General features: G+C 59.7%; 23 protein-coding genes. 19 read left to right on the top strand and 4 right to left on the bottom strand.

All coding sequences use genetic code 11. The features are described from left to right. The gene (locus DCC24_RS00900; protein ID WP_110098022.1) at nucleotides 1-2,193 is read right to left on the bottom strand and encodes a transglycosylase domain-containing protein; all 2,193 of its coding nucleotides are present in this window, start codon (nucleotides 2,191-2,193) and stop codon (nucleotides 1-3) included. A gap of 158 nt (nucleotides 2,194-2,351) precedes the next feature. Between DCC24_RS00900 and DCC24_RS00895 the strand changes: the two genes are divergently transcribed. Continuing rightward, a complete protein-coding gene (locus tag DCC24_RS00895) occupies nucleotides 2,352-2,552 on the top strand; it encodes a hypothetical protein (protein WP_110098021.1) in 201 nt (66 codons plus the stop codon). Between the two features lie 59 nt (nucleotides 2,553-2,611). Continuing rightward, a complete protein-coding gene (locus DCC24_RS00890; protein WP_110098020.1) occupies nucleotides 2,612-3,076 on the top strand; it encodes a RidA family protein in 465 nt (154 codons plus the stop codon). A 100-nt stretch (nucleotides 3,077-3,176) separates the two neighbouring features. On the opposite strand, the gene DCC24_RS00885 is transcribed toward DCC24_RS00890, so the two are convergent. Beyond that, the gene (locus tag DCC24_RS00885; protein ID WP_110098019.1) at nucleotides 3,177-3,854 is read right to left on the bottom strand and encodes a Crp/Fnr family transcriptional regulator; all 678 of its coding nucleotides are present in this window, start codon (nucleotides 3,852-3,854) and stop codon (nucleotides 3,177-3,179) included. Nucleotides 3,855-4,238: 384 nt separating this feature from the next. Between DCC24_RS00885 and DCC24_RS00880 the strand changes: the two genes are divergently transcribed. The 13 genes from DCC24_RS00880 (at nucleotide 4,239) to DCC24_RS00820 (ending at nucleotide 15,231) form a co-directional block, all read left to right on the top strand. Beyond that, complete coding sequence (locus tag DCC24_RS00880; RefSeq protein ID WP_110098018.1) at nucleotides 4,239-5,420, top strand: MarP family serine protease; 1,182 nt, start codon at nucleotides 4,239-4,241, stop codon at nucleotides 5,418-5,420. Between the two features lie 156 nt (nucleotides 5,421-5,576). Beyond that, on the top strand, nucleotides 5,577-7,187 hold the full coding sequence (locus tag DCC24_RS00875) for a sodium-dependent transporter (protein ID WP_110098017.1): 1,611 nt from the start codon (nucleotides 5,577-5,579) through the stop codon (nucleotides 7,185-7,187). Next, the gene (locus DCC24_RS00870; protein WP_110098016.1) at nucleotides 7,184-7,345 is read left to right on the top strand and encodes a methionine/alanine import family NSS transporter small subunit; all 162 of its coding nucleotides are present in this window, start codon (nucleotides 7,184-7,186) and stop codon (nucleotides 7,343-7,345) included. Before DCC24_RS00875 ends, DCC24_RS00870 begins: the two co-directional genes overlap by 4 nt. A 228-nt stretch (nucleotides 7,346-7,573) precedes the next feature. After that, a complete protein-coding gene (locus DCC24_RS00865) occupies nucleotides 7,574-8,932 on the top strand; it encodes a hypothetical protein (protein WP_110098015.1) in 1,359 nt (452 codons plus the stop codon). Beyond that, nucleotides 8,929-9,726 carry an endonuclease III gene (gene nth / locus DCC24_RS00860; RefSeq protein ID WP_110098014.1) on the top strand — a complete coding sequence of 266 codons (798 nt, stop codon included), beginning with the start codon at nucleotides 8,929-8,931 and terminating at the stop codon, nucleotides 9,724-9,726. Before DCC24_RS00865 ends, nth begins: the two co-directional genes overlap by 4 nt. Nucleotides 9,727-9,779: 53 nt before the next feature. Then, nucleotides 9,780-10,589, top strand: a complete 810-nt coding sequence (locus DCC24_RS00855; protein ID WP_233491931.1) for a CoA pyrophosphatase — start codon at nucleotides 9,780-9,782, stop codon at nucleotides 10,587-10,589. A 117-nt stretch (nucleotides 10,590-10,706) separates the two neighbouring features. Beyond that, on the top strand, nucleotides 10,707-11,765 hold the full coding sequence (locus tag DCC24_RS00850) for a hypothetical protein (RefSeq protein WP_110098013.1): 1,059 nt from the start codon (nucleotides 10,707-10,709) through the stop codon (nucleotides 11,763-11,765). Continuing rightward, the gene (locus tag DCC24_RS00845; RefSeq protein WP_110098012.1) at nucleotides 11,762-12,967 is read left to right on the top strand and encodes a CpaF family protein; all 1,206 of its coding nucleotides are present in this window, start codon (nucleotides 11,762-11,764) and stop codon (nucleotides 12,965-12,967) included. Before DCC24_RS00850 ends, DCC24_RS00845 begins: the two co-directional genes overlap by 4 nt. After that, on the top strand, nucleotides 12,964-13,623 hold the full coding sequence (locus tag DCC24_RS00840) for a type II secretion system F family protein (protein ID WP_110098011.1): 660 nt from the start codon (nucleotides 12,964-12,966) through the stop codon (nucleotides 13,621-13,623). Before DCC24_RS00845 ends, DCC24_RS00840 begins: the two co-directional genes overlap by 4 nt. Next, nucleotides 13,616-14,065: a type II secretion system F family protein gene (locus DCC24_RS00835; RefSeq protein ID WP_110098010.1), complete on the top strand. Its 450-nt coding sequence runs from the start codon at nucleotides 13,616-13,618 to the stop codon at nucleotides 14,063-14,065. The genes DCC24_RS00840 and DCC24_RS00835 overlap by 8 nt, the downstream gene beginning before the upstream one ends. 62 nt (nucleotides 14,066-14,127) lie before the next feature. After that, nucleotides 14,128-14,343, top strand: a complete 216-nt coding sequence (locus DCC24_RS00830) for a DUF4244 domain-containing protein (protein WP_110098009.1) — start codon at nucleotides 14,128-14,130, stop codon at nucleotides 14,341-14,343. A gap of 160 nt (nucleotides 14,344-14,503) precedes the next feature. Further along, nucleotides 14,504-14,833 carry a TadE family type IV pilus minor pilin gene (locus tag DCC24_RS00825; protein ID WP_110098008.1) on the top strand — a complete coding sequence of 110 codons (330 nt, stop codon included), beginning with the start codon at nucleotides 14,504-14,506 and terminating at the stop codon, nucleotides 14,831-14,833. Then, a complete protein-coding gene (locus tag DCC24_RS00820) occupies nucleotides 14,830-15,231 on the top strand; it encodes an Rv3654c family TadE-like protein (RefSeq protein WP_110098007.1) in 402 nt (133 codons plus the stop codon). Before DCC24_RS00825 ends, DCC24_RS00820 begins: the two co-directional genes overlap by 4 nt. Here the strand turns inward: DCC24_RS00820 and DCC24_RS00815 are convergent. After that, on the bottom strand, nucleotides 15,125-17,482 hold the full coding sequence (locus DCC24_RS00815) for a DEAD/DEAH box helicase (RefSeq protein ID WP_233491930.1): 2,358 nt from the start codon (nucleotides 17,480-17,482) through the stop codon (nucleotides 15,125-15,127). The two genes, DCC24_RS00820 and DCC24_RS00815, sit on opposite strands and share 107 nt — an antisense overlap. A 134-nt stretch (nucleotides 17,483-17,616) precedes the next feature. Further along, a complete protein-coding gene (locus tag DCC24_RS00810) occupies nucleotides 17,617-18,375 on the bottom strand; it encodes a GNAT family N-acetyltransferase (RefSeq protein ID WP_158278511.1) in 759 nt (252 codons plus the stop codon). A gap of 92 nt (nucleotides 18,376-18,467) precedes the next feature. On the opposite strand from DCC24_RS00810, the gene DCC24_RS00805 reads away from it, so the two are divergent. The 4 genes from DCC24_RS00805 to DCC24_RS00790 all read left to right on the top strand — a co-directional run bounded on the left by DCC24_RS00805 (nucleotide 18,468) and on the right by DCC24_RS00790 (nucleotide 25,016). Beyond that, complete coding sequence (locus DCC24_RS00805) at nucleotides 18,468-19,406, top strand: rhodanese-related sulfurtransferase (RefSeq protein WP_110098004.1); 939 nt, start codon at nucleotides 18,468-18,470, stop codon at nucleotides 19,404-19,406. Further along, nucleotides 19,403-21,082, top strand: coding sequence for a methyltransferase (locus DCC24_RS00800; RefSeq protein ID WP_233487900.1), 1,680 nt, complete (start codon nucleotides 19,403-19,405; stop codon nucleotides 21,080-21,082). Before DCC24_RS00805 ends, DCC24_RS00800 begins: the two co-directional genes overlap by 4 nt. 88 nt (nucleotides 21,083-21,170) lie before the next feature. Continuing rightward, the gene (gene topA / locus DCC24_RS00795) at nucleotides 21,171-23,921 is read left to right on the top strand and encodes a type I DNA topoisomerase (protein WP_110098003.1); all 2,751 of its coding nucleotides are present in this window, start codon (nucleotides 21,171-21,173) and stop codon (nucleotides 23,919-23,921) included. A gap of 57 nt (nucleotides 23,922-23,978) precedes the next feature. After that, nucleotides 23,979-25,016 (top strand): Ppx/GppA family phosphatase, encoded by a 1,038-nt coding sequence (locus DCC24_RS00790; RefSeq protein ID WP_110098002.1) that lies wholly within the window; start codon nucleotides 23,979-23,981, stop codon nucleotides 25,014-25,016.

The raw sequence follows: 25,016 nt of genomic DNA, 5'->3' as shown, positions 1-25,016 counted from the left end.
TTAGTTCGAAGACTCTGCGGACTCTGCTGAAGGGTCGTCCGAGGACTCGTTGTTCTCGTCGTCATCGGAGGAGTTTGAACCACCCTTTTTGGCTGAGGAAATGCTTCGCGGGCTCGGCGACCCATCATCACGGATTTCTCCATGCGGGTAGTCCTCGGCGACCTGTTTCATGTAGTCGATCCACATCGGACCGGCGATCAGCGAGCCCCACACGTCTTCGTAGTAGGTGCCACCGATGGTGTTACCCTTCAACGTTTTGGCCACCGACTGGTAGTTACCCACCCAAGCGGCGGTCGTGAGGCCTTCGGTGTAGCCGACGAACCACGTGGAGGATTCGTTGTTGTTTGTACCGGTCTTGCCAGCAATGTCAAAGTCAATATTGCCTTCGGCGATACGGTCCTTAGCGATGGGTTTCAGCGTGGAATTCAGCTGGACGATGTGGTCCTCATTCAGCACATTCTCGTTACACTGCACCGGTGGCACTTCATACTCGTTGCCGGCGGCATCGGTGACCTCGGTCAGGGCACGCGCTTCACAGTAGTTACCGTAGGAGCCCATGGTTGAGAAGGCCGAGGCCATCGTCAGCGGGGAGACTTCCTGCGCACCCAACAAGAACGACGGGTGTTGCGGGTCCAAACCTTCTTCACTCACTGCGCCGTGAACACCGGCAGCATCGGTGATATCGGTAATGGAGCACAGATCGGTGGCGAAGGCGGCACCGACGGTAGCGGTGTTAATCGACCAGTACAGACCGTAGTTCATCGGCATCGGTTTCTTCATGTTGCCAATGGTGTTATTGATGTTCCAGCCGTCTGTTCCGATCTGGGCTTTGCCTCCGTCGAGGCAGTAAGCGGGGAATTTCGCTCCCGTGTAGTCATCGCGGGAGGCGTTGACCGTGTCGGACATGGAGTGACCGGCACCGAGCCAGGCCAGTGACACAAACGGCTTCAGAGTCGAACCGGCCTGGAATCCCTGGCCACCACCGTCGGCGTGGTCGACAGAATAGTTGATCTGCGTGTTACCGGCTCCATCCTCGGGGCTATAGACAGTGTTTTGAGCCATGGCCCGGATATTTCCGGTGTCCTGCTCAACAGTCACAATGGAGGAGCCGAAGCCCTGAGTCTCTTCGCGAGGGACGGCCTTATTCGCTTCTTCGGCAGCTGCCTTCTGCATTTTCGCATCAAGCGTGGTCTTGATGGTCAGGCCACCGCGGTCCAGTAATTGCTGACGCGACTCCGGGTCCGGGCCGAACGCTGGATCGTTGAGGATCTGGCGTTGCACGTAGTCGCAAAAGTAACCCGAACTGTGTTGCGCTGCGATGCAGCCGGAGTTCTTTGGAGTGATATCCAACCCGAGATCTTGGGCCTGAGCTTCCTCTTTCTCTGCCGTGGTAATGAATCCTGCATTCTCCATTGATTGCAGGACAACGTTGCGACGGTTCTGTGTGGCCTCCGGATTGGTTTCGGGGTTCAACGCATTGGGTGATTGCACCATACCGGCCAAAATCGCCGCGTCCGACAGGTCCAACTCTGAGGCAGACTTATTGAAGAAGTGGTTGGCTGCAGCTTCAACGCCATAGGTCCGCCCGGAGAACAACACAATGTTGAGGTAGCCCTCGAGGATCTGCTCTTTAGACATCTTCTTCTCTAGCGCTACAGCCAGCTTCATTTCACGCAATTTATCGGCCGGTGTCTTGGTGCCCGACACTGTGGTGCGCAGGCCGTTGAGGTTCTGGTAGTTCACCAGCACGTTGTTGACGTACTGCTGGGTCAAGGTTGAAGCACCCTGACGGGTATCGGAGGTGGCATTATTGACCACCGCGCGTGCCAGACCCTGAGGGTCCACACCAGAGTGCTCGTAGAAGCGCTCATCCTCAATGGCGATAATGGCCTGCTGCATTTCTTCAGATATCTCATCCAAGGACACCGGTTCGCGGTTTTCCGCATAAAACGTGGCCAATTCGGTACCGTCCTTGTCAACGATCCGAGAGGGAACCGACATGGGCTCTTCCTGTAGTTCAGCAGGAAGCTCATCCAGCAGTTCTGTGCCGGTCGTTGCGGCAGCGCCGGTAACCATTCCCAAGGGTAATGCCAGTCCCGCTGCCAGCCCCCCGCAGAGAGCAGAGACGCCGAAGAAGGCAAAAATCTTACCCATAGTGGTCGCCATGTCGAACATTGCAAATTTTTTGGCCATGGTGCAATTCTATCTACGTCAGGTGATCTACTGACCCGGGGCCACCGGGGTGGAGGCGTGACAATCCCCACCGGTTTCGCGTTTTGTGTCCGGGTGTGGTGCAAACAGTGCGAGCGTCATGTCTATTCTTGACGGCCTTTCAATTATAGCCTGGGGAGATGACCGAAACCCAAAAAACACCAGAACCCGCGTCGGCTCCGGAACCAACTCGCTGGGAGTACGCCACGCTACCGTTGATTATTCACGCCACCAAACAGATCCTGGATCAGTGGGGCGATGACGGATGGGAACTCGTCACGGTATTGCCGGGACCAGATGGTAACGCTCCGGTGGCTTATCTCAAGCGTCCCAAACGCTAGTCACCCAGATCGTGGCCGTGCTCTACCCCTGAGATGTTGAACGATACCGAGGAGGATTTATGTCCGCAGTTGAAGACCGTCTCCAGGACGCTGGATTCACCCTTCCCGAGGTTGCCACCCCGCTGGCTGCCTACGTGCCCGCTTTACGTGAAGGTCAGTTGATCTACACTTCTGGTCAGTTGCCCCTGCAGAACGGGGAGCTGGCTGCCACCGGAAAACTGGGCGCTGATGTCAGTGTCGAGGAAGGCCAAAAGTTGGCACAGCTGTGTGTGTTGAACGCTATGGCTGCCGTGAAAAACCTGGTCGGCGACCTCGATCATGTTGCTCAGGTGGTCAAGGTGACTGGTTTCGTCGCTTCGGCCCCGGATTTTTACGGGCAACCGCAAGTCATCAACGGCGCCTCAGAACTGCTGGGCCAGGCTTTCGGTGCGGCTGGTTCCCATGCTCGTGCTGCCGTCGGGGTGGCTGTTCTTCCCATGAACGCCCCCGTCGAGGTCGAAATCACCGTCAAGGTTCAGGACTAATCAGCGCACAGTCCTACACAAGACATGGGTGGAGCCGGAACATGCTAGGTGTTCCGGCTCCACCCATGAGGAAGAGACGAAGAGAAGAAGAATTCTCCGGTTAACGTGCGCGCTGTCGTAGTCGTTGCAGGTCCAGAATGACCACGGCTCGGTTTTCCAAGCGCAACCAGCCACGCTGGACGAATTCGGCCAAAGCCTTGTTCACCGTCTCGCGGGAAGCACCGACCAACTGGGCCAGCTCTTCCTGAGTTAGATCGTGAGCAACGAGCAGGCCGTCGGAGGCGGTGCGACCGAAACGGTCGGCCAAATCCAGGATGGCCTTGGCAACGCGACCTGGCACATCGGAGAACACCAGGTCAGCCATCGACTCGTTGGTGCGCGTCAGGCGCTTAGCCAAGGCGCCCAGCAACTGCATGGAGACCTCCGGGGAGGAGTAGATGACCTTGCGAAGGTTTTCGTGACGCAGACCGGCCAAACGGGTTGCGGACACAGCAGTGGCGGTTGCGGTGCGTGGGGCGGGCTGGAAAAGGGCCATCTCGCCGAAGACCTCGCCGGGACCGAGGATGGCAAGCAGGTTTTCACGTCCATCCGCAGCGGCGCGACCAAGTTTGATCTTGCCGGAAATAATGACGTAGAGCTGATCACCATCGTCGCCTTCGTGGAAAGCAGACGCCCCGCGAGACAATTCAACTTCGGTCAGCTCTGCAGTCAACGCATCAAAGACTTCATCGTCAAGATGGGTAAAAAGCGGAGCATTGCGCAGAACATCCAAATCCATATGCGAGATCTTCCTAACTGGCCAAAACGGCCGGGTAAACGTTTTTCGGCGTAAGCTCGTTGTTAATTCTGCATCATCGGGATCACACTGTGAATACCTCGAGTGCAGTTACTCACATAATTATTCTACAGGCAGTAGAAATTGCCGGATGATCTGCTGATATTCATCTGTGAGCGATCAATGTGGTCGTCAACCGTTCCACCGAGAGATGGCTACAACGCTGGATGATGCAAGTCTTCACGGCATTTTTCCAGTCGTAGGGTTTAGGGTGGAGACACTGCGGGGATACGCGACGGTTTAGAAGACGCCACCGGATGCGCGTCGGGACGCGTAGCACGGAGAGAGTCGGGACGCGTAGCACGGAGAGAGGGGTGGCGCAGCGTAGTGTTCTTAACCTGGCTGGATTGGGTTCTTCTTGTCGTACTGGTCATCGTGTTCATCAATGGCATTCGACAGGGTCTCTGGGTGTCGGCCGGACGGATGCTGGGATTCGTTCTCGGCACCATTGCTGCCTTCTTTTTGATGCCCGAAGTCAACCGTTTCGTGGATTCTCCGATGTGGCGCATCGTGGCTATGGTGGTGTGCGCAGTTGTCCTCGTCGGCATCGGGATGGCCATTGGAGTGGCCGTTGGTCGAGCCGTACGACTACGGGTTAACGCTCCGATTGCCCGACGTGTGGACAAGGTGCTTGGAGGAATTGTCAATACCGCCATCGCCTCGGTGTTGATTGCCCTATTGGCCTTCTCTTTGTCATCGATGGGTATGCCACAACTAACGCAGACCATTAAGGAATCCCGGGTCATCGCTTTCGTCACCAAATTGACTCCTGAGTCTGGACGGACCTTCGTGGCTTCATTGTGGACCGATTTCTTGGATTCAGGGGTGATTCCCGAGTTGGGGCCGATGCTCCAGTCGCAAGGCCCGGTGGAGGACAATGCTGTCCGCCCTCCCAATGATGCCGTGCAACAGGCCGGACAGGCTACGGTCCGTATCACCGGAACTGCATTTGAATGCGGTCAGAACCAAACCGGTTCAGGATTCGCCGTGGAGCCGCAACGAGTGGTGACCAACGCCCACGTTGTTGCCGGAGTTGAGGGACCGACCGTCGAAGATCTCGACGGAAACGTCTATCGTGCTTCGGTGGTCTACTTCGACCCGGAGACCGATCTTGCGATTCTCCAGATTCCCGACGCCGATCTTCCAACGTTGGAGGTCGGTCGTGGATTAAGCATCGATGATGATGCCTACGCTCTCGGGTTTCCCGCCGGTGGTCCATACCGCATTACGACTGGCAAAGTGCAAGCTGAAGGTCCGGCCACGCTGAATAACATCTATGGTCAAGATCCGCATTTGACCGGCATTTATCAGTTGGCCTCCGATATCCGTGAGGGGAACTCGGGCGGCCCACTCGTCGATGACGCCGGCCAGGTTGCCGGCGTCATCTTCGCCAAAGCTCCCGATGCCCAGGTCGGCTACGCAATCACCGCCGAGGAAGCTGGGTCGGTGCTGATTTCAGCGCAGAGCTACACCGAACCGGTATCAACGGGGCAGTGTTTGGCTGATTAATTCATCACCGATGAACTAACGGTTGCATGCCTGCTGTTTCCGTGCGAGGCATGGTTTTCGGCGCGTTGCTCTTGTGAAATTTCATGTTTCGTCATACTCTTGTGATCACTATCACACTCATCACGCTGGTAGGCCCTGAAGATAAAGGAGTTGGGCATGGCCCTGACACAAGAATCACTCACCGCGGGGAGACAGCAACGCGAACAATTCAGTACCCGCTGGGTCTTCCTGTTGGCGGCAATCGGATCTGCCGTGGGACTCGGAAATATTTGGCGCTTTCCCTATGTCGCCTACGAAAATGGTGGTGGCGCATTCATCCTGCCGTACATGGTGGCGCTACTGACCGCAGGTATTCCGCTGTTGTTCTTTGACTACGCCATTGGACACCGCTTTAAAGGATCCCCACCACTGGCCTTCCGTCGGCTCAACCGGTGGACTGAAGCCATCGGCTGGTGGCAGGTGATGATCTGTGCCGTGCTCGGACTGTTCTATGCCGCCATCCTGGCCTGGGCCACTTCCTATATTTGGTTTTCGGTGACCGAAGCCTGGGGAGATGACCCAGAAGGCTTCTTCTTCGCGGAGTACCTGCAAGCCACAGAACAAGCCGAAGTGAGCTTCCAGATCGTTCCAGGAGTCTTCTTCCCGCTACTAGCTCTGTGGATCCTGGTGCTGATCATCCTCGCACGCGGGGTGGGCAAAGGCATCGGAGTTGCTGCCACGATCGGTATGCCTCTGCTGGTGATCATGTTCGTGATCTTGGTCGGCATTGGTTTGAGCCTGCCGGGCGCAGCCACCGGTTTGGATGCGCTGTTCACACCGGATTGGTCGGCACTGACAAGACCAGAAGTGTGGGTGGCCGCCTACGGTCAGATCTTCTTCTCCCTTTCGGTCGGCTTCGGCATCATGCTGACTTACGCTTCCTACCTGAAGCGACGCTCTAACCTGACCGGATCAGGTCTCGTTGTTGGATTCTCCAACTCCGGTTTCGAGTTGCTTGCCGGCATCGGCGTCTTCTCGGTACTGGGCTTTATGGCCCAGGCATCTGGGCTTCGGGTCGACGAGGTCGCTAGTTCCGGCATTGGTCTGGCTTTCGTGGCGTTCCCCGCCATCATTTCCGAAGCCCCCTTGGGGCTGGGCCCGATTATCGGCGTCCTGTTCTTCGGGTCGCTGCTGTTTGCGGGAATCACCTCGCTGATCTCGATTACCGAAGTGGTGATCTCCGGCATTATGGACAAAACTGGTTGGTCCCGCGCACGGGTGGTGGCTATTGCTGGTGGGCTCTCCGCCGTGGTCTCGCTCCTGGCCTTCAGCACCACCTCCGGAGTCCACCTCCTTGACGTCACCGACGCCTTTGTGAACAACATCGGTATTGTCGGGGTCAGCCTGGTGGCGGTCTTCGTGGTCTCCTGGGTGCTGTTCCGACTCAACGAACTTGTCGGGCACCTGAACTCGGTGTCTTCCTTCCGCCTGGGCTGGATCTACAAGATCTTGATCTCCGTGGTTATGCCAGTCGTGCTGGGTATTACGCTAGTCCAGTACATTCTGCAGGTCGTCAATGAAGGCTATGGGGGAATGCCCTCCTGGTATGTCGGCACTTTCGGATGGGGCATGTCAGCGCTACTGGTGGTGCTGGCCGTCGTGGTCGCACTGATCCCCTGGGCGAAAAACTCCGGGATGCAAGACGATCAGCACGAGCAAGATTTCGACATCAAGAACACACCCCGGCACGCAGACCAACCGGTCACTACTCAGGAGGTCAACCAGTGAGCACCATAGCAATTGTGATGATGATCATCTGCCTCGGGGCCGTATGGGGTGGCCTGGCCGTGGCGATCGTCCACCTGCGAGGCAACCCGGATGAGACCTCGGGAGAGCTCGGCGCCGACGGAGCTGTTCCCCTCGCCCAGCAGATCAACCAGAGCTGACGCGCAGGTTGTCGCATCCCCATCTGTTGCGGCCTGAACCCGCTGAACCACCGGTTCTGAGAGTTACCCAGGACCGGTGGTTCAGCGGGTTCAGCAGTTAAAAGCAGATGAGGAGCAGATTTTTACCCAAAAGATATCCCGCATTCTCGACAGATGTGGTTCACTGGGAGAAGATCTTCAGGAGCAAACCTGAGACCTGAGAGACCTGAGATGTTAAGAAGGGTTACCGTGTCGAATCAGAATTACCAGCCACCGCAGGGATATCCACATCAGCAGCAACCCGGTGCTGGTGCTTCGCAACAGTACTCGGCGCCTCGTCCGGGCGTGCAGAATCTGCAAGGCGGCTCCTCCATGCCGGTCGTGGCCGTGATGATCACGGCAGCCGCCGCCCTGGTAGCTGGTGCCGGTCTGTGGGCGATGATCAACGACATTACGTATTACAACCAAACACGTGGATACATCGGTGATCAGGCGGCGAGCTTCAATATCCTCTGGAATACGGAGTTTTTGCTCAACCTTGTTCTGAACATCGGTGGTGGAATCGTGGTGATGGTCCTGGTGCTCAGGGCCAAGGGATTGGACGGATCTCGTCCCATGTTGGGGTCGTTCACCTCCAAACACCTGGTGCAAGCCATTTCCTGGGCCATTGGCGTTTACGCGCTCTTGAACTTCATTGCTTTCGACTACTTCTACTGGGCGTCTGAAGCGTTGATGACAATCTTGCTGTTCTTGGTGGCAACAGCCTTGGTGTTGTTCGTCACCTGGTCACAGCTATTCAACGGCTCCGCTAGCGCACAGCCTGCAGGAGTACAGCCAGCAACGCCACCGTACCAGCGCCATGCTTACATGGGGTCAGCCCAGCCTGTCCGAGCACAACAGCCCGTCGCCTACCAGGACTTCGGTCAGCCGGTAGCGTCTCAGCAGACCGGCTATCAGCAATTCCAACAGGGTGGCCCCGACCAGGTCACACCGGGGGCACCGTCTCAGCAACAACCCGAACCGGTAGACCCCTTTGTCGCCGCCGCGTCTGCACAGCAGAACCAGACTCAGGCCCCGCAGCAGGTTCACCAGGAGGAAGACAAGCCGTCCGGCCGTCGGGCTGCCCAGCCTTCGACTGAACAGCACGGCGAACAGCCCGGAGGCCAACCCGCTCCGACTGAAGCCGAGCCCGTAACACCGGCACACCCTAACCAGGATGCCTCCACCGAATCCCACGACGAGACCGAACCTGACCAGAGCTGGAAACGTCCTGAAACGTCTGCCGAAACCCACGAGCCAGCAGTCGGTGTCGACCCAGTGGCCGATGCGCAGGTGGAAACCGGTGGTCGGTCCTCGACAGTCGGGGCCGACTCAGCACCTACCTCGGGCGGATTGACTCCCGCCGACACCGCCCAGCCGTTCTGGTTTGCGGTCTACACGCCCCGCCGGGCCGTGACTGAGCAGGGCGAACCGGCATTCGCGCTGGAACCGGGCCAGTGGATTCTGGCCTTGGAAGACCGTGGACACGAATTCCTCGTGCAATCCTACGATGGACAGCGTGGTCTGTTGCGTGAGCTCGAGGGGATTGAACGGGCACCGCAACAGTGACCGCTCGTGATCCCGAGGATGAAACACCACTAGCTCGAAAGCGTCGCGCTCGGAAAATCAATCGGGTGCTGGCGGAGTTCTTCCCTTATGCGGTCGCGGAACTGGATTTTGACAATCCCTTTGAGTTGCTGGTGGCCACCGTCCTGTCAGCCCAAACCACCGATGTGCGGGTCAATTCCGTTACCCCGGACCTTTTCGCCCGATTCCCGGATGCCGAAGCGCTCGCTATGGCCGATGAACGCGAAGTCCAAGAGTTGATCCGGCCGACCGGTTTTTATCGGTCCAAGACGAGCTCGATTATGAAACTCTCCCAAGCGCTGGTGGAGAAGTTCGCCGGATCGGTCCCGGACAATCTCAAGGATCTGACTAGCCTGCCCGGGGTGGGACGGAAAACCGCCTTCGTTGTGTTAGGCAACGCTTTTGGCAAACCCGGTCTGACCGTCGATACCCACTTTGGTCGAGTGTCCCGCCGTCTAGGCTGGACCACCGCTGAAGACCCCGTCGCTGTGGAAACCGCGGTGGCAGAGCTGTTCGAACCCCGCGACTGGATCATGCTCTCCCACCGGCTGATTTTTTTGGGCCGGCGCATCTGTCACGCGCGAAAACCGGCCTGCGGGGCCTGCCCGGTCGCCCGCTGGTGCCCTTCGGCCGGGATCGGCCCGTTGGACCCCTACAGTGCCAGTAGGCTGTTGAAGTATGAGTTAGCACCTGGGCGCGAAGAACTCCATCAGCGCATGCTCGAAGGAGCAACCCGTCGCCAGCTCCGTGCCGAGGGGTACTCGCTACAGGCCTAACTCCGCCACGATGACAGTCTGCACCACCCGCACCTCAGGAGGCGACCCAGCCCGTGCAGCCCGAGAAGACCACCCTGGAGACCGTCCAACAAGATTTGGTGGACCTGGTCAGTCGCTACGGCACGCTCAACGCGGAGCTTCCCGAGTGCGGATTTAGCACGCCCACTAAGGAACTCGATCCACGGGGTTTCCGATTTCCCCGCATGACCACCGAGAACGCCACACCGTCGGCGGTGCTGATTCTCTTCGGCGCCCTCGACGACGTGCCGGCCGACTATCGGAGCGAGACGGTGCCTAGTTCACTGGATGTCTTGCTCACCCAACGCGCCGTGACCTTACGCAAACACCCCGGCCAGATTTCCTTCCCGGGTGGTCAGCGCGATCCTGCCGATGCCGATGACACCGCCTGTGCATTGCGGGAAGCTAGCGAGGAAACCGGCCTCGATCCATCCTCCGTCACCGTGTTGGGACAACTACCCACCGTGGGACTGCCCGTGACCAATTTTTCGGTCACCCCAGTCATCGGATGGTGGTCCACCCCCGGCAGTGTTGACGTGGTCGACGATCATGAAGCGACCCGCGTCTTTCGCGTCCCCGTCGCCGATCTGATCGACCCCGATCACCGAGTCTCGGTGCTGATGACCGCACCGGAGACCGGAGAACTTCTCCGCCCGGTCATGCCCGGATTCCTCGTGGCCGACACGCTGGTGTGGGGGTTTACCGCCTTGCTCATCGACCGCATTCTGGATCTTCTGGGATGGACGCATCCTTGGGATCGGGCCCAGTGCGTAGACGTCACCGGGTGGGACGCGACGCAACCCGCCCCGAAAATTTTTACCTGCCACGAGCACCTGTCTGACTAGCTGGGGCCGTCACGGCGCGACCCGCCCGTCCACAGTTGGACGGCGAGCGACGATCCTGTTCCACAGTCGCGGGCACCTGCTGGGACGGGCCTGACTGTGCCAGGCACAGTAGAGGGCATGAGAGCACTCCCGAAACGTCCGCGTCACCAGCGCGCTATCGCAACAGCGACGATAGACCGCCCGAGCAGGCTCAGTGCCGAACAGCAACAGACCTACCGTTACCTGCTGGGGTTATTAGCCAGCCTGGGTATTGAGATTCTATCCGGTGACACCGCCACAGCACCCCAGCCGTCCTCGGCGCGACAGATGCAACCACGCCAGCTCCAAATCCGGCTGAACTCAGGTCATCACCGCAGGGTGAGTATTGGTCCATTCAGCTGGAGGCTACCCGACGACACCGAGGCGCTACTCGAGCATTTACACCACGACCCCGCCGACCCCGGTCACCCGCCAGGTGCTCACGCCAAGCACCCAGACCAGGTGGTACTGGTGCGGACCACCACCGCCCCGGCAACACCCTGGGCCGGATGGAACCTCGCTCGGGTGACCCGCTACGGCGCTCCCACACTGCTGGTCGACGCCGACCCTCAGGCCGCCTGTTCGCGCGCGCTCGTGCCCCGGTTGCATCACCCCTCACGGCGGGGCTGGGTGTGCTGGGCTACCGTGCAGGACGGGCTGGCAGTAGGAGAACGATGTTTTACCGGGCTCAGCTCGCGACATCGGGACACACCGCTGGCCTTCCTGGGCTTCGAGGTCCCCGATGACACGGACTCTGTCGTGGGGGCCATGCCAGATCAGCACGATGTGGTTCAGGTTCTTGAGGCAACCGCCCGCATGGGTATCACCACGGTCACCGATGTTGGGTTCGACGCCAATCGAGCAACCGAGTTGCAGTCCCGTGGCGCCACCCTGGTTACTCTCGCCACCACCGGCGTCTCTCCCGCTGGGCTGACTCCCGACATCGTGGTGCGCTTCCCGGGCCCGGGAGGGGTGGTGCCACGTATCCGTCACCGGGTACTGCGCCTGCTGACTACCTCGCTACCCTCGACAGACCCTCCGGCCATCTTCCTCCCGCTCAGTTGGGGATACCGTCCCCGCAATCTGGACATCACACCGCAACGAAGCGACCGACGCCTCTACACCACCCTGTTTGGCCACCGGAGGTGGCCTCGATGAGACATTTCGTCCCTGACCTGCCTCCGGCTCCAGCGACTGACCGGTGGGCCCAGGCAAAACTCTGGCTGGCTTCACGCCTGGCCGGCGCCGGGGAACAATCCCAGGAGGAGCACACCGCCGAAGCCATTGGCCGACATGTCGAGTCGTTGGGACCGCAACACGCCCGGCATTTGATGACCCGGCTGCTCGACGACCTGCAAGGACTCGGGCCGCTGGCCGACTATCTCCGCCAGGAAGGCGTCTCCGACATCATGGTGACCGGAGAGGGGCACGTCTGGCTTGACTGCGGGCATGGGGTCGAACCCACCGAGCACAGACTGCCCCGGGCAGAGGTCATGAACCTGGCCCGTCGGCTACTTTCTCAAGGCGGACGACGCCTGGATGAGGGCCAGCCCTTCGGTGACGTGTTTCTGGCTGGGGCTCGCATTCACGCACTGATCCCACCGGTCGTGGAGCACCCTCAGCTCAGTATCCGCTTGCCCCATCCGGACACCCCGCGACTTGAGCAACTCAGTCAGCAATGGCCCCACCGCGAGTACTGGTTACGCGTGTGTGAATTCCTTGTCCAATGTCGCGCAAATGTCCTGATTTCCGGAGCCACCGGCTCGGGCAAAACGACGCTAGCCTCCAGCCTGCTCTCCACGGTGGACAACCACGAACGCATCATCACTATTGAGGACACCCCCGAACTACGTATTGACCACCCACATGTGGTCAACCTGCGCACCCGGGAAGCCAATATTGAAGGGGCCGGCGCCATCGAAACGCGGGAGCTGATCCGACAGTCGTTGCGTATGCGACCCGATCGGTTGATCGTCGGAGAGTGCCGCGGAGCCGAAATCGCCGAATTCCTCACGGCGATGAATACCGGGCATCAAGGCGCGATGGGAACCCTGCACGCCAACTCTACGGCCGATGTCCCAGCCCGCCTCCACGCGATGGGCGGTTTAGCCGGGCTTTCCCCAGAGGTCCTCACCCTGCAAGCCCGGTCAGGCGTCGACGTGCTGATGCATATCTGCCGAGACGAATATGGCCGGCACCCCGCCGAATTAGCCGTGCTGGCGCCGGAAGAACGAGCCGGTCAAGCCTTGACGGTACTACCGGCTCTGACGCAACGCGGTAGCACCCTGTATGAAGGCCCGGGCCTGGCCGTCGTCGAACAACTGGGCACCAAACCAGAATGGAAGGGGCTGCCCCGATGAGCCGAACACCAACCACGCTCGCCCACCGTAGCAAAAACCTCCTCGCCACTACCCCGCTCGGCCCATTGCTGGGCCTAGCCGAACCAGGAGAACTGTCCGAAATTATCGAGATGCTCCGCCAAGCCGCCGCGTTGCTGGATGCCGGACGCGACCCCCAACGTGTCTGGAGCGAACTAGCCCTAGGTTACCCGGCGTGCCCACGCTCCGTAGCTACCGACGATACCGACCCGGGATGTTGTCTGCACCATACCTTGGCAGCCCAGCAGGGATTGGAAGTCCTCGCCGAAACCCCACTACAACACGTCACCGGTCCAGGAGAACCACACTATTGGCAACAGATCAGTGGCAGCCTCGAACTCGCCAGAGATACCGGAATGAAACTCTCCACACTGCTCAGCCGACTTGCCGATGCTCTTGAAGCCGGAGAAGATGTCCACCAAGCTCGGCAGACCGCGGCCGCCGGGCCACGTTCGACAGCCACACTTTTGGCGTGGCTTCCCGTAGCGGGCATGGCCCTGTCCGCGATGATCGGGGTCACTGTCTTCCACCTGTTACTCGAACCGATCGGGTGGGTGCTGTTGGCCACTGGCATAGGGCTGGCCACGCTAGGTCGGTGGTGGAGCCAACGGCTGGTGAAAGAGGCCCAGAATGTCTGAAAGGTCTCGCGATTACCTGGACCCCGCTCTAGCCATGGACCTGTTAGCTGCGTTGTTGTCCTCCGGCATCGGTCTGGCGAGCGGTCTGCAGCACATCGGTACGCGTTTTCCCCAAGCCCGCGAGCTCTCCGAGGTCGGGCTCCGGCTCCATCACGGATTCAGTTGGCAGCAAGCCTGGGAACCGGTCGCCGGTATCACTGAGTACCAGACCCTGGCCGAACACCTGTATTTCCCGTTTACAGCCGCCGTCCCGAGCGCCACCGTGATTCGCGGGGCGGCCTCCAGCCTGCGTCGACACCGACAACGAGCCGCTGAGAAACGCGCAGCCGAGCTGGGCATCAAACTCGTGGTGCCCATGGGCGTTTGTCTGCTTCCCAGCTTTATCTGCCTGGGCGTGATGCCACTGGTGATCACCCTGTTTCCCGACGTGATGAACCTATAACTGAATAGTCCCTGTCCGTCAAACAACATCACAACATCCCATACCACAGAAAGGAGCTCGTCATGAGCGACCACATCCTGTCCTCGCACAACACTGCCGCTGTTTCCGACCAGGAATTTCAGGTTGATCTCAGCGACGAATCTGGAGCTCAAACCGCCGAATACGGCATCGTGATGCTCGCCGCCGTAGGATTCGCCGGCTTGCTGGCCGTCATTCTCTCGGGTGGGGCCGTCCAAGACCTGCTGAATGGTCTGGTTGAGCAGGCCTTGCAGTTCTAAAACGGCGGTGTGAATCGGGTTGCCGTGGCATTCAGCGGTGAGTGCCACGGCAACCCGGCCACCATATCTCCATCTGACAACCAGCCACGATGTGGCCCGGAAGGTAGGGACGACGATGTCTCAGGCATTTAGATACCGAGTAGGCCGTGATACTGGGTCGGTGACCGCGGAATTCGCGGTGGTGCTCCCAGTGGCCATGATAGTGGCGGCGATGCTGGTCAACGCCGTGGTGATCGGTGTCCAACAAGTTCGGCTCGAGCAAGCTGCCGCCGCGGCAGCTCGAGAACTGGCCCGTGGGGAGCCCGCCGATGGGGTGACAGCTACCGTATCGCGGATGGCGGGAAGCCAGGCCTCCGCCCAGCAGGAGATCTCCGGTTCGTGGGCCAGCGTTACCGTGTCGAGGCCCACCCCGGGTCCGGTTGGCTGGCTCAACATCGGCACGTTGGAAGCTCGTGCTCATGCACCGTATCAGTGGGTGATTTCCCCATGAACACCCCACCAGTGCCATGGGACGACCAGCAGGGTTCTGGCACCGTTGTGGTGGTTGGCATCATCGGCTGTTTAGCCACACTGCTTATAGGAGGGTTGATGCTCGTCCAAGCCACGGTCGCTTCCTCGCGGGCGGCTGCGGTCGCAGACCTAGCAGCCTTGGCTGCCGCCGATGCTGCCCGGTCACTGATTCCAAGCGAACCGTGTCAGATTGCCGAACAGACCGCAACGCGCCATCACGTCAGGATGGAATCCTGCCAGTGGGAATCCGACGATACGGTGCGGGTCTCGGTTACCAATGAGCTCGTCGCCGGTTCCGGGCCCCTCGGGTTGGTCGCAACAGCGGAATCACGGGCCGGCCCTGACCGGATGATGGCAGGTACCGCAACAGATGAGTGAGTACTGCCACGGCCCCGGGTTTATCCAAGGGCGAGTTACGGTTCCCACATTTAGGTGATTGCACGCAGGAAGGGCATCCTTGCTCGCATTCACAGGCCAGAATTGCGTCACGGGTGGCCTTGACCCACATCCGCGCCGTGTTAAAGCCACGACGAGCGAATCCCGCCCCACCGGGGTATCCGTCGTAGATAAAGACCGTGGGTTGGGAGGTGTCCGGGTGCAACACCATCGAGACCCCTCCGATATCCCACCGGTCGTTGGAGGCCACCAGTGGCAACATACCAATCATTGCGTGTTCAGCAGCGTGTAATGCTCCAGGCATCCGGTCGGTGGTCAGCCCTGCGGCGATCAGCTCGTCGGAGCTTGTGGAAAACCACACCGCTTCGGTGAACAGCTCTTGTGCGGAAAGTTCGAGTGGTTCTTCTCCGAGTACTTGAGAAGTGATCACTTCTCGCCGCTGGTAGGACACGACTCGGGTCGTGACCTTGACGTTGCCGAGGTTCCAGGTCAGTCGGGTTGGTTGTGTCGCCGAGTCCGGAACGACTTGTTCGAGCGTGTTGAGAATCGCGACCTGTGTGGTTTCTCGAGCCTGGGTGTAGAAATTGGGTTCAGCACGAACGACGAGCACCACCCCGTTGTCCTCATCGAGGACAGTAACCAGCCACGTGCGCCCCTGGTGAACATACACCGCTCCGGGGTGGGCTTGGGAATGTGATTGTTCGGCGCTGATGGTACCTAAAACGGTGCCGGTCTCTTCGTCGACGATCTCCAACGGTGCTCCGCCGATATCGCGCAACCCGATCGTTGCGGCCGGCCGGTCGGGGTGGGTCCAGAACCAGCCGGCGGGACGGCGCCGCAGATAGCCTTCTGCGGTGAGGTCCTCAAGGAGGCGGTGAACGTGTTCTTCGGGACCAAAATCTGGCAGATCCTCGGGGGTGAGTGGAAGTTCAGCGGCCGCCGCGCCCAGGTGTGGACCGAGAATATAGGGGTTCGTGGGATCAATAACCACGTCTTCGACCCCAATGTCGAAAATTCGTTCCGGGTGATGCACCAGGAAGGTATCTAGCGGATCCTCACCGGCCACATAGATAGCCAAAGAATCTTGACCGCTACGACCGCTACGTCCCAGTTGCTGGAAAAAGCTGGCGCGGGTGCCAGGCCAACCGGTAATGATCACCGCATCCAGCCCCGAAATATCAATGCCAAGTTCCAAAGCGGGCGTGGTGGCCACCGCCAGGAGCTTCCCATTGTCTAAGGCTTGTTCCACCTCGCGCCTTTCCTCCGGCAAGAGTCCAGAGCGGTAGGCTGCTACCCGCGAGACAAGATCCGTCTTTACCTCGCTGAGCTGTCGCTTGGTCGATTGCGCCATGGCCTCCGCCCCGCGACGGGAACGGATGAAGGCCATGGATCGAATCTGCTGGATGGCGAAATCAGTGAGAAAGTCTGCTCCAGTAGAGATCAGCGAACGACGCCGTTGAGCACCGTGTTCTCCGGTGTCATCGGAGAATTCGGGCTCCCAGAAGCCCACTGAGACGGCGCCGTGCCCGGATGTATCACAGGTGACTGCTCGCACCGGTGCACCAATGAGTTCTGCGAAACTCGTCGCGGGATCCGAGGAGGTCGCAGAGGCACCGATGAAATGCACGTCGGTGTTGTGATAGTGAGCGCAGACTCTGCGCAGACGGCGCAACACTACCGCCACATGAGAACCAAATACGCCGCGATAGGAGTGGGCCTCGTCGATGATCACCCACCGCAATCGCCGGAAAAACCGGGTCCACTGGTGGTGCTGGGGCAAAATCCCAAGATGCAACATGTCCGGGTTCGTGAGCACAATATTGGCGTGGTCGCGTACCCACCGTCGAGTCTGCGGATCCGTATCGCCGTCGTAGGCTTCAGGGCGTAAGCCGGCCTGGAGCCGATCTGCCAGCTGGGACCAGGACACCAATTGGTCGGCACCCAGCGCCTTGGTTGGAGCGAGATACAGTGCCGTCGCTGTCGGGTCCGCGAGAATGCTGGAAGCCACCACGGCCTGGTATGCCAATGATTTTCCCGAGGCGGTTCCGGTGGCCAGAATGGTGTGCTCAGACCCGAGAGCTATCTCGATGGCCTGAGCTTGGTGTAACCACGGGCGGTGAATCCCGCGGTGTGCAAAGGCCTCACGGACCGCTTCAGCAATACCCTGTGGCCAGTGGGCATAAGTTGGTTCGCGTGCGGGAATGTAACGACCGTGGACGAACTGGGCCGGCACTGTGGAATATCCCAGGGCCTCTCGCAGCTGATTGAGCGCAAGACGTTCTGCCGCCTGCCCAGCACTATCCGGGCAACCAGACAGGTCGCGGTCAGCGGAGTCGGGATCGTCGAGCGGGTGGATCCTGTGTGCTCCTAGACCTGGAAATGCTCGTGAGTCTGAACATGGTCATCGGAGACATCAGGGTGAGCTAACACCACGACGTCGGCGAGCGGAGTCCAGCCCAGGTGCTTGTACAGTGCCTGACCATCGGCCCCGGCAATGAGGAGGCCTTCTTCGACGGCTTCTTCCAAGGCCAGGGAGCCAAGGTAACGCATCACCAGTGAGCCCAGTCCCTGACGACGGAACTCGGGGTTGGTCCAGATCCGGTCAAAGACGGCGTGTTGACCGACGACACCCACACGTCCGCGAGCGGCGGTGTGGTCCGGACCGGTGGGGTGCTCGTCGGTGGTGATAAAGCTCAGTGAGTACCACCCGTCCTGCCGACGGACATCGGCGATGAACTCGTCGGGGACAACAGGTTCTTCCACATCGTGGCTGGCCATGTCAGTGACCATCAGCTTCTCACCCACACCGATGGCCTTCAGGCCGGTTTTTTCAGCCAGGCGTTGAGCGGCGGCCTCGGCGGGCTCAGGTTGCGCGGGCAGATCGGAAGCAACGATCAAACGACGGGTGGGGTGCTGTTTGATTTCATCGGCCACAGTATTCAATACGTGGTCGTCGGTGTTCGCGATGACGTACTCCCACAAGTCTTCGGTCGCATCATCAGAGATGGCCGGTCGCAACGCAGCGTGGATTTCTCCGTGGGACGTCAGGTGGTGGTTCCGGATACGGGCGCGCCCTGTCAGCCAATTGGTGACAAGTTCGTCAGTCAGCGATGAGGAGATAGCCATGACATTAAGCATACCTGGCAGGGCCGGCCAGGCCCACACACGTAATCAACTTGAGATGAAAAGATTTGTCGTTGTGTCTTACCCTGAGACATGTGAGTTCCGTATCCGCTAGCCCCCAGACCAAGATCGCGCTGTACTATCATTTTGCTCCGATTCCCGATCCGCAAGCAGTGCAACTGTGGCAACGAACCCTGTGTGCGTCATTGGGGCTCACCGGTCGCATCATTATCTCTGAACACGGCATTAACGGCACCGTGGGCGGACCCATTCGAGACGTGAAGGCGTATGTGAAAGCCACCAGGGAGTATGCGCCGTTTACATCGTTGACCGTGAAATGGTCGGATGGTTCGGATGAGGATTTTCCGCGCCTTTCGGTCAAGGTTCGTCCCGAGCTGGTGGCCTTTGATGCTCCCGATGAAATTGAGGTCAACGACCAGGGAGTGGTCGGCACTGCTGAACATCTCTCACCGCAACAGCTCCACGAGCTGGTGGAGAACCAGAAGCGGGCCGGAGAAGACGTGGTGTTTTTTGACGGTCGCAATCGGTTTGAGGCCGAGATTGGTCGGTTCAAAAACGCGGTGGTGCCCGATGTGGACACGACCCGTGACTTCGTGGCCGAACTCGACTCCGGTAAGTATGATCATCTCAAAGATCAGCCGGTGGTCACCTACTGCACCGGGGGGATCCGGTGCGAGGTGTTGACCGTGCTGATGGCCAACCGTGGATTTAAGAACCTCTACCAACTCGATGGTGGCATCGTGAAATATGGCGAGGCCTTCGCTGACCGTGGCCTGTGGGAGGGCTCGCTGTATGTTTTCGACCAGCGGATGCACACCGAATTCTCCTCAGCAGCCAAAACCATCGGGCACTGCATCTTGTGCGAGCAACCCTCGAGTCAGCTACGGAATTGTCACGCCCCCGGATGCCGGCACTTGCAGGTGGTGTGCGACCAGTGCGAGGCAAACCACCCCGACCGAATCTGTGAGGTCTGCGCCTCAACCTTTGAGGACTCGCAGGAGTCTTCAGCATGACTCACTCGAAGCAGCCGGCCCTGGGGCCGATGCCGACAACACCACGGGCCGACCGGGACCTGATCGGTGCGCTGGCGGCAGACCTTGACCAGGTCAACTACCGGGCTGATCCCATCGCCGAGTTGCTGGGGCCGTGGGCGATTGCGGCCTTGGACCGAGAACAGGCAGAACCCGCCCGTGTCGTGGTGGAGACGATGCTGAAAAACTCGACAGAGCAGATCAGCCCGGAACAGGGTTTGGCAGCGGTCATCAGCGTGTGGATGCTCGGCGATGCCGTGGCCACCGAGTATCTCGAGGCTGCCTTGCCGACCCTGGGTGTTGCCGGGGCAGTGCAGCTGGGGCTGGGCACCGTCGTGGAGGGGCGCTTCGTGCCGGGCGTGGACCTGTCCGTCTACGACGCTGATCGTCCCGGACAGCTCTGGGTGGCCAGCGATCAGACCGCGTTGCAACTACGCCAGCCCCTACCGGGCGGACACGTGCTGGGCGCAGGTCGGGCGTCGCTGACCTTGGCGGGGCTCGTTCCGCGCGAACCGGTGGCTACCGCCCTGGATCTTGGAGTCGGGTGCGGGGTGCAGACCTTTCATCTGTTGGACCACGTCCAGCACGTTACCGCTACTGATATTTCCGACCGAGCGTTGGCCTTTACCTTATTCAATGTCCTCCTGAACGCGTCGATGTTGGGCGTTGATCCAGCACACCCGCAGCACCGCCTGACTCTGCGCAACGGATCAATGCTCGAGCCGGTGGCCGAACAGCGGTTTGATCTCATCGTTTCTAACCCGCCCTTTGTGATTGCACCCGCCGGCGGCCCTGCCGGTGCAGAACATACCTATCGGCAAACCGGCGCCACCGGGGACGCGGTGACCGAACAACTTATCCAAGAACTTCCGACAGCACTGACCGACGGTGGGACCGCGGTGTTGATGGCCAACTGGGAAATTCATCACGACCAGCAGTGGGACACTCGGATCCGCCAGTGGTTACCCGGCCCACCGGCCGATTCCGGCTCGGATGCTGTGCTCGTGGACGCCTGGGTGATTCAGCGCGATCAGCAAGATCCGGCTGGATATGCCGAAACCTGGTTGGCCGATTCCTCTGACCAGCTGGATCCGGCCCTGTTTGCCAGCGGATATCGTCGCTACCTCACCGATTTTGCTCAGCGATCCGTGACCGGGATCGGTTTCGGTTGGGTGCGTCTGCGGCGACGGACTACCGGGGCAGCGACCCCGTTACGCCGGCTCGAGTCATATCAGGGTGAGGTGCACCAGCCCGTGGGGCGGGCATGGACTCAGGCTGTGAAGGCCTGGGACACGCTGCAAACCACCGACTGGACGCAACGCCACGCCCGGGTCCCGTACCATGTGACCGAAGAACGGTATCAACACTTTGGGGCTGAGGATCCAGAGGTTATCATGGCCCGGCAGGGTGCCGGCTTCGGGCGGACTGCCATTCTGGACACAGCAACGGCTGCGGTATTGTCGGTAGCAGATGGGCAACTGAGCTTGCGCCAGATCTTTGCGGCGGTTTCGGGGCTCTTAGGCCTGGACAAGACCGCCAGTACCGCATTAGAACGGGCGGTTGCACAGCTGATCGTCGAAGGGTTCGTCGTCTTAGCGGATGACGGTGATTCCGTCACAAACCGTGACGAGCAGACGCAGAGCCGTGGTGAGAATTGAAATAATCGGATAGTCACAAACATTCCGGGTAGTGTGCCTGTCAGTGCATTAGTTGGCGTCATGCCTGGGAAATTATTGGAGGAACCTCGTGCCAGAGAAGTCATCCCCGACCACCGGCGGTACTCACTTGGTGATTGTGGAGTCCCCGGCGAAATCTCGGTCGATCGCCAAATATTTAGGTGACGGTTGGGTTGTGGATGCTTCAGCTGGTCACATTCGAGATCTCCCGCGTCCCTCGGACCTGCCGGCCGAACTGAAAAAGGGCAACTACGGAAAATTCGCGGTCGATACCGAGAATGGGTTTGAACCCTATTACGTGGTCTACCCGGATAAGAAGAAAAAGGTCACCGAGCTGAAGAAATTGCTCAAAGACGCCGATGACCTCTACTTGGCCACTGACGCCGACCGAGAAGGGGAAGCTATCGCCTGGCACCTCTACGAGGTGCTCAAGCCCAAGGTTCCCGTCTACCGGATGACGTTTACCGAAATCACCAAAGAAGGTGTGGCCCGCGGTTTAGACAATATCCGGGAGATCGACCACGACCTGGTCGATGCTCAAGAAACCCGTCGCATTCTGGACCGATTGTTCGGATACGAAATTTCTCCGGTGCTTTGGCGTAAAGTCGCCCCTGGGCTCTCGGCCGGACGGGTGCAGTCGGTGGCCACCCGCCTGGTCGTGGAGCGAGAACGGGAACGGATGGCATTCATCCCGGCCGGCTATTGGGACATTGACGGTCAGTTCGCCACCCAGAGCGAGGAATCCTTTACCGCCCGACTGAGTGCCGTTGATGATCGACGGGTCGCCACCGGCCGTGACTTCACCGATCGCGGTGAGCTCAAATCCTCGGCCACAGACCAGGTCGTGCACCTGGACCAATCCTCGGCTACTGCTCTGGCCGAAGGACTGGCCGATGCCGAATTTCGGGTGACTTCGGTGAAGGATAAGCCGTACCGGCGTCGTCCCGCCGCCCCGTTCACGACCTCCACATTGCAACAAGAAGCCTCCCGTAAATTGCGGTTCTCCTCACGGGTGACCATGCAGGTGGCCCAGCGACTCTATGAGAACGGGTTCATTACCTATATGCGTACTGACTCGGTGGTGCTGTCCACCGAAGCCATCAACGCCGCCCGAGGACAAGCCACCGAACTCTACGGCCAAGATTCCGTGCCCGAGACTCGGCGCTACTACACTTCCAAGAACACCGCAGCCCAGGAGGCCCACGAAGCGATCCGTCCAGCTGGGGACCACTTCCGCACTCCTGCCCAGGTCTCCTCCCAGCTCTCCGGCGACGAATACCGGCTCTATGAGCTGATTTGGAAGCGCACCGTGGCCTCGCAGATGATCGATGCCACCGGGTATACCGCCACCGTGAAGTTGCAGGCTAGCTCCGCTGAAGATACCCCGCGAGTAGCAGAGTTCAGCGCCTCCGGCACCGTGATTACCGTGCCCGGTTTCTTGGCGGCCTATGAAGAGGGCCAGGACGAGTCCAACCAGCAACAACAAGTGCGGCTACCGGATCTCAGTGTTGGTCAGCACCTGGATGCCTCTGAGGTCACTGCCAACGGCCACGAAACCACCCCGCCGGCCCGATACACCGAAGCTTCGATCGTGGCCGAACTCGAAAAGCGCGAGATCGGTCGACCCTCCACCTATGCGCCGACAATCTCGACCATCATGGATCGCGGATACGTCAAGAAACGAGGCACCGCGCTGGTGCCCTCCTGGACCGCCTTTTCGGTAATCCGGTTGCTCGAAGAACACTTCGACCGTTATGTGGATTATGACTTCACCGCTCGGATGGAAGATGACTTGGATAAGATCGCGGCTGGGGAAATGGAGCGGGCTGCGTGGCTGGAAGCGTTCTACTTCGGTGCCGAACACGCTGCCCAGACCGACGATGACCAAGCCGCCGACGGACTGAAATCTGTCGTGGAAAATCTCGGTGATATTGATGCTCGTGCGGTGAACTCGGTACATCTCACCGATGACATCACCCTGCGAGTCGGACGCTACGGGCCCTATCTGGAAAAGGCGCTACCGGCTGATGCCTCCGAAGGGACCGACCCCGAACGGGTCAATGTTCCCGAGGATTTGGCCCCGGACGAGCTCACCGCGGACAAAGCCCGGGATTTGATCGATAACGCCGCCCCGTCGGAGCGGATCCTGGGCGTGGACCCTGAGTCTGGGTATGAGATTGCCGCCAAGGACGGTCGGTACGGGCCCTATGTGACGCAAGTGATTCCGGAACCAACCCAGGAAGAAATTGACGCTCAGCCGACCGAATACTATAAAAACGGCAAGCCCAAACCGAAGAAGAAGCCCAAACGACCGAAGCCCAAGACCGCGTCCTTGCTGAAATCGATGGACTTGGCCACGGTGACCTTGGAGGATGCCCTCACGGTGCTCTCATTGCCACGCGTGGTGGGTACTGCCGACGATGGGACCAAGATCACCGCCCAGAACGGCCGATTTGGTCCGTATTTGAAGAAGGGTACTGATTCTCGGTCCTTGGAAACCGAGGAGCAGATGTTTACCATCACCCTCGAAGAAGCCGAAAAGATCTATGCCCAGCCTAAAAAGCGCGGACGTGGTGCAGCCAAGCCACCACTGGCCGAACTAGGGGAGGACCCGAACTCCGGTGGCAAGGTGGTGGTCAAGGACGGCCGTTTCGGCCCCTACATCACCGACGGTACCACCAATGTCACAGTGCCACGCGGTACCGATCCGCAGGCGGTCACCGCAGAGCAGGCCTATCAGTTGCTCAGCGATAAGCGTGCGAAAGCCCCGGCAAAGAAAAAGCGTTCACCGCGGAAAAAGACCACCGCGTCCAAAAGCTAGTAGGGCTTCACCCACCTAGCTCACCGGCGGCCGCCGCAGAGAGAGTAGGCTAGAAGCATGCGCCTTGGAGTACTGGATATTGGATCCAATACAGTTCATCTGCTTTTAGTCGACGCTCACCCCGGAGCTCGCCCCAACGCCTACGCTGATCACAAGCAACAACTGTCGTTGATCCGGCATCTCGATGACCAGGGTGCGATCACTACCGAAGGCGTCGACAAGCTTCTGTTATTCATTCGGGAGGCGGTGAGCTTTGCTCAGCGCAACGGTGCAGAAGACATGATCGCCTTTTGTACCTCGGCGATCCGTGAATCGGCCAACGGCCCAGAGGTCCTGGCCAAAGTCACCGACGAAACCGGAGTGCATCTGGCCGAACTCAGTGGCGACCAAGAAGCAGCGATGACATATTTCGCCGTCCGGCGCTGGCAAGGTTGGCACGTGGAACACCTACTGAACTTTGACATCGGTGGCGGTTCCTTCGAAATTGCCTATGGCACCGATGAGTTGCCCTCCCGTGCAGTCTCGGTCCCGTTGGGTGCAGCCCGGTTAACCCGTGAATTTCTGTCCTCGGACCCGCCGAAAGGCAAGCAACTCAGAAAGCTCTCCGGCCACATTGAGGCGGTTTTAGACGACACACTGGGACATTTGGGGGATTCGATTCAGATGCCCGAGCACACTGTGGTGACCGGCACCTCCAAGACGTTCCGTTCCTTGGCTCGTGTCGCCGGGGCCGCACCCAGCTCGGAAGGTCCCTTTGTCACCCGGACGCTGAAGCGCAAAGACCTGAAGTATTGGATCGGCAAAATGTCGAAGATGACGGTCGACCAACGAGCCCAGTTGCCCGGCGTGTCCGAAATCCGGGCCCCGCAGGTTTTGGCCGGAGGCATGGTGGCCCATGCGGCGATGAAATACTTCGGCGTCAAACGCTTGGTGATTTGCCCCTGGGCGTTGCGCGAAGGGTTAATGATGGGACGGCTCGACGCGTTGTTGATGGAAGGCGTCGTCGGTCGTGATCTGGACCCGTGGGTGGGCTCGCTGAATCTTTCCTCTGGTGCCGAAACTCCCGGGTTCTCACTGGGGGTCGTCAGTGCCTGA

The organism is Auritidibacter sp. NML100628, assembly GCF_003185985.1.
Lineage (GTDB): Bacteria > Actinomycetota > Actinomycetes > Actinomycetales > Micrococcaceae > Auritidibacter > Auritidibacter ignavus.
This window is presented reverse-complemented; position numbering and strand designations above follow the sequence as displayed.

Bases quoted from the DNA above. Each gene is read 5' to 3' on its own strand.
- DCC24_RS00895 (WP_110098021.1), top strand. From the start codon at position 2,352: ATGACCGAAACCCAAAAAACACCAGAACCCGCGTCGGCTCCGGAACCA.
- DCC24_RS00840 (WP_110098011.1), top strand. From the start codon at position 12,964: ATGAGCCGAACACCAACCACGCTCGCCCACCGTAGCAAAAACCTCCTC.
- DCC24_RS00810 (WP_158278511.1), bottom strand. From the start codon at position 18,375: ATGGCTATCTCCTCATCGCTGACTGACGAACTTGTCACCAATTGGCTG.
- DCC24_RS00800 (WP_233487900.1), top strand. From the start codon at position 19,403: ATGACTCACTCGAAGCAGCCGGCCCTGGGGCCGATGCCGACAACACCA.
- DCC24_RS00890 (WP_110098020.1), top strand. From the start codon at position 2,612: ATGTCCGCAGTTGAAGACCGTCTCCAGGACGCTGGATTCACCCTTCCC.
- DCC24_RS00835 (WP_110098010.1), top strand. From the start codon at position 13,616: ATGTCTGAAAGGTCTCGCGATTACCTGGACCCCGCTCTAGCCATGGAC.
- DCC24_RS00845 (WP_110098012.1), top strand. From the start codon at position 11,762: ATGAGACATTTCGTCCCTGACCTGCCTCCGGCTCCAGCGACTGACCGG.
- DCC24_RS00885 (WP_110098019.1), bottom strand. From the start codon at position 3,854: ATGGATTTGGATGTTCTGCGCAATGCTCCGCTTTTTACCCATCTTGAC.
- DCC24_RS00850 (WP_110098013.1), top strand. From the start codon at position 10,707: ATGAGAGCACTCCCGAAACGTCCGCGTCACCAGCGCGCTATCGCAACA.
- DCC24_RS00790 (WP_110098002.1), top strand. From the start codon at position 23,979: ATGCGCCTTGGAGTACTGGATATTGGATCCAATACAGTTCATCTGCTT.
- DCC24_RS00820 (WP_110098007.1), top strand. From the start codon at position 14,830: ATGAACACCCCACCAGTGCCATGGGACGACCAGCAGGGTTCTGGCACC.
- DCC24_RS00830 (WP_110098009.1), top strand. From the start codon at position 14,128: ATGAGCGACCACATCCTGTCCTCGCACAACACTGCCGCTGTTTCCGAC.
- DCC24_RS00900 (WP_110098022.1), bottom strand. From the start codon at position 2,193: ATGGCCAAAAAATTTGCAATGTTCGACATGGCGACCACTATGGGTAAG.
- DCC24_RS00875 (WP_110098017.1), top strand. From the start codon at position 5,577: ATGGCCCTGACACAAGAATCACTCACCGCGGGGAGACAGCAACGCGAA.